Annotated in this window: 4 protein-coding genes; 2 read left to right on the top strand and 2 right to left on the bottom strand. The window is 59.7% G+C overall.

Annotated features, from left to right (window positions below; genetic code table 11):
- Positions 1 to 4 precede the first annotated feature (4 nt).
- Positions 5 to 166: a thioredoxin-like domain-containing protein gene (locus tag ABYO54_RS15580; RefSeq protein ID WP_372809154.1), complete on the top strand. Its 162-nt coding sequence runs from the start codon at positions 5 to 7 to the stop codon at positions 164 to 166.
- Positions 167 to 213: 47 nt separating this feature from the next.
- Here the strand turns inward: ABYO54_RS15580 and ychF are convergent, their stop codons facing one another.
- Together ychF and ABYO54_RS15570 are read right to left on the bottom strand one after the other, a co-directional pair.
- Positions 214 to 1,314, bottom strand: coding sequence for a redox-regulated ATPase YchF (gene ychF / locus ABYO54_RS15575; protein WP_372809153.1), 1,101 nt, complete (start codon positions 1,312 to 1,314; stop codon positions 214 to 216).
- 68 nt (positions 1,315 to 1,382) lie between these two features.
- A complete protein-coding gene (locus ABYO54_RS15570) occupies positions 1,383 to 2,276 on the bottom strand; it encodes an enoyl-ACP reductase (protein WP_372809152.1) in 894 nt (297 codons plus the stop codon).
- Positions 2,277 to 2,426: 150 nt separating this feature from the next.
- Between ABYO54_RS15570 and ABYO54_RS15565 the strand changes: the two genes are divergently transcribed.
- The coding region (locus ABYO54_RS15565; RefSeq protein WP_372809151.1) for a hypothetical protein at positions 2,427 to 3,324 on the top strand (898 nt) is incomplete at its 3' end.

Genomic DNA, 3,324 nt, shown 5'->3' with positions numbered 1-3,324 from the left:
GGCGCTGCCGTTCGGCGACGACCATAAAGGCAACCTCGCCAAGAAATACAACGTGAGCGGAATCCCGAAACTCGTCATCATCGACGAAGACGGAAAACTGATCACCGAAAACGGCCGCGGCGACGTGACCCAAAAAGGCGCGGACGCCTTCGACGATTGGAAATAGCGGCGAATCGGGGCGGGGCGGCATAGACCGCCCGCCCTTTCCCCCGTTTACACGTTGAACAGGAATTCGATGACATCGCCGTCCTTGACGATATATTCCTTGCCTTCGGTGCGCAACAGGCCCGCATCGCGGCATCCGGCTTCGCCGCCCTTTGCGACATAGTCGTCGTACGACATGACCTGGGCGCGGATGAAGCCGCGCTCGAAATCGGAATGGATGACGCCCGCCGCTTTGGGGGCGGTATCGCCGCGGTGGATGGTCCAGGCGCGGGTTTCCTTCGGGCCCTGCGTCAGGTAGCTGATGAGGCCGAGGGTGTGGTAGCCCGTGTGGATGATCTGGTCGAGGCCGCTTTCCGCAACCCCGTATTCCTTCAGGAACTCGTCGCGCTCCTCGTCGGACATGCCGTTGAGATCCTCTTCCATCTTGGCGCAAATCTTAACGACATCCGCTTCCCGTTCGGCGGCGTAGGCCTTGACGGATTTTACATAGTCGTTGTCTTCGAGCAGCCCGTCCTCATCCACGTTGCAGCAGTAGATGACCTTCTTGTCGGTCAGGAACTGCATTTCCTTGAAGACCGCCCGGCCCTGGTCGGAATCCTTCTCCTTGAACTTGTAGGCCATGTTGCCGGCACCCAGATGGTTCAGCAGCGCCTCGAAAGTCGGCAGCGTCGCGGCAATCGCCTTGTCGGCGCGGGCGGCTTTCTGCACGCGGCCGAGCCGGTTTTCCATCATCTGGAAGTCGGCCATGATCAGCTCGGCCTCGATGATTTCAATGTCGCGGATCGGATCGATCGAGCCATCGACGTGGACGACGTTGCCGTCGTCGAAGCAGCGGACCACCTGCAGGATGGCATCGGTTTCGCGGATGTTGGTGAGGAACTTGTTGCCGAGTCCTTCGCCCTGGCTGGCGCCCTTGACGAGCCCGGCGATATCGACGAAATCGACCGTGGCATGGATCACCCGCTGCGACTTGGCGATCTCGCCGAGCTTGTCGAGGCGTTTGTCGGGCACGGGCACGACGGCCTTGTTCGGCTCGATGGTGCAGAACGGATAGTTCGCCGCCTCGGCCTTCTGCTGGCGCGTCAATGCGTTGAATATGGTGGATTTCCCGACGTTCGGAAGCCCGACAATGCCTACACTCAGTCCCATGTTTTTCCCCTAATACGTGAAAAGTGAGACGTGAACCGAATCACGCCTCACTCCTTAACTCGCCGCGTCTACTGTTTTTGCGACTTCTGCAATGCGCGCATGCGTTCGAGACGCTCCTGCGCTTCCTGTTTCTTCTTGGCGGCCCGTTTCGCGGGCGAACTCTTCAGCGGCTTCTCGCGGGGCAGCAACATGCCGCCCATGTTGTTCGCGCCCCCGTCGACGTAGATCGTCTGGCCGGTGATCTTCTTGGAATATTTACCCAGCATGAAGACCACCGCGTTGGCGACTTCCGCCTTGTCGTTGACGACGTCCCACGGCAACGGACTGATCTGGCGCCAGGTTTTGGCGAGATGCGCAAAGTGCGGGATCGACTTGGCGGCCTTGGTGGCCAGCGGTCCGGCGGAGATGGCGTTCACGCGGACATGCTCGCGGCCATATTCGCGGGCCAGTGCGCGGACCAGTGCTTCGAGGGCGGCCTTGTTGACGCCCATCCAGTTGTAGTACGGGAACGCCAGTTGCGATTCGAACGAAAGCGTAACGATCGAGCCCCCTTTTTCCATCTGCTCCAGCGCAAAATGGGAAACCGTCGACAACGACGCGCAGCTGATGTGGAAGGCTTGCTTGATGTCTTCGTAGGCGGAGGTATACATGGAGTCGCCCAGGCAGGTTTTCGGGTTGGCGAATCCGATGGAATGCAGCACCCCGTTGATCGGGCCGGTCTTGGCGAAGAGGTTGCGGACTTCGTTTTCGACGGTGACGTCGCAATATTCGAAGCGCATCGCGTCTTTCTCTTCCTGGGTCAGGTCGGGGCTGCGATCGAAAAAGATGCGCTTCATGCGTTCGCTCTGAACGGTGTAGATTACATTGCCCCCCATCTCCGTGAGCATCTTGCCTGCGGCATACGCGATCGAGTCGGTATTCAGCAGGCCCATTACGACATAAGTACTTCCTGGTTCTATCATGCGAGAACTCCTTTTCTTTAAAAGCGGGCGCAAACCTATCATTTCGCCCGTTTATTGCAACCGGGGAATAACAGCATTTTCACGGCGGGACCGGCAAACGAAACCGAGCCTGATTCTTGAATAAACCCGAACAAAGGGTATCATCCGGAAATGAAACGGATGCTCTATTTGCTGTGTTGCGGAGGGTACCTGATGGGGGCGCAAACGCTTCCCGCCAAAACCGTGGCCTATATCCATGGCGATGTGGCCGAAGATGGGTCCATCCCCTCCGGAACCGCAGCGCCCTACGACCAGATGCTGCTGACCGACACCGGGAACAAGGGGTGCTCCCAGTTCAAGGCCATGGTCGAGGCGCAGGGCTATGCGATTTCCCAGCACTACGACCAGACCACCACGCTGAACGCCGGATTTCTCGACCAATTCGATGCGATCGTCTTCGGCCTGCACCAGAAAGTCTGGTCGACCGCCGAGAAGAGCGCACTCGACCTTTGGATCCGCGCCGGCGGCGGCATCCTGATGTACAGCGACTCTGCCGCCGGCGGGAAATACAATGTCGTCGGCATCAACAACCCCGTCGGGCAAAACGCCGTGAACGCCATTCTCTCCAGCTACGGCATGCAGGTGTCGGTGGATCAGGGCGGCGGGGTCCGCTCGTATACCGCCTCCACCAATGCACCCAACCCCATCATTTGGGACCACCCCGTCTTTGAAGGCGAAGGCGTCTCGCCGGTGGCCATCGATCCGGCCGGCAGTGCCGAGGCCCTGATCCCGCTCGACGATGCCCACAGAATCTACGAAAGCAAAACCCTCGCCATCGATCCGCGCGGCATATCGATTGCCTCGCCCGTCTGGGCGGCCGTGGCCCACTGCCGCGTCGGAAACGGCAACGTGATTGCCATCTTCGACCGCCAGCCGATGTGGAACAACGGCCCCGGCTCCGACATCAACGAAGAGGACAACAAGGAAATCCTCCGTCGCATCGTCCGCTACCTCGCCCGCGACTATGGCAATTCATCCGAATGGCTTGCGCTGACCGCCGAGGGCCTCG

Origin of the sequence: Pontiella sp., assembly GCF_041622395.1 — a bacterium.
Taxonomy (GTDB): domain Bacteria; phylum Verrucomicrobiota; class Kiritimatiellia; order Kiritimatiellales; family Pontiellaceae; genus Pontiella.
The sequence above is the reverse complement of the archived record's forward strand: the minus strand, read 5'-3'. Positions and strand labels throughout refer to the sequence as shown.